Annotated in this window: 1 pseudogene; it reads right to left on the bottom strand. The window is 42.3% G+C overall.

The window, feature by feature from the left end:
• Positions 1-759, bottom strand: a pseudogene (locus H3U73_RS10580) (hypothetical protein); the annotation flags it as partial.

Here is a 759-nt window from a genome sequence, read left to right as displayed (position 1 = left end):
GTAATTTTTTGTGCAGTACCGGTTGCATGACTGGCATCATAAGCAGATATATTGCTATTCCATTGCAGCGCATTCTGCTGTAATGTTTTTACATGAGAGTCAGCCACAGTCAGACTGCTTGATGCTGATACAGACAGACTGCTCAGACTCTGATTAGTCTGTTCCAGCTGACTGACCAATCCGTTCGGACTTTTATTTTGTAAATCTTCTAATGAAGTTGACAAAGAGTTAAAACCTGAACTAACGCTATCAGATAAAGTACCAAGATGACTATTAGTCGTGAATAGCTGGCCACCGGTAATCACATCACTTGAACCGGCTGCAAGATTTCCAGCCTGTACATTTGTAATGCGCTGCGCTTTTCCATCGTGAGTAGCATCATATGCGCCACCGTCAATGTCCTTATTCCATAACAATGCATTGTGCTGCAATGATACTACGCTGGAATTGGCTGTACTCAGTTTATCCTCAAAAGTAGTGGACAGACTATTGATTTTCTCATTAGCAAACTGACCCAGTGCGCTAGAAAGGCTACCCACACTGGCCGATGTTGATGAAGAAATTGAATTCATCTTACTATCAACATTATCAGACAGAGTGCTTACACTATTATTGGTATTAAACAGCTGGGCGCCTGTTACTACATCACTTGAGTCTGCTGCCAGACTACCTTGGGCTACATTGGTAATTTTTTGTGCAGTACCGGTTGCATGACTGGCATCATAAGCAGATATATTGCTATTCCATTGCAGCGCATTC

The organism is Snodgrassella sp. W8124 (assembly GCF_016100875.1).
GTDB classification, from domain to species: Bacteria; Pseudomonadota; Gammaproteobacteria; order Burkholderiales; family Neisseriaceae; genus Snodgrassella; species Snodgrassella alvi.
Note: the sequence above shows the minus strand (reverse complement) of the source record. Positions and strands in the feature narration are given on the sequence as shown.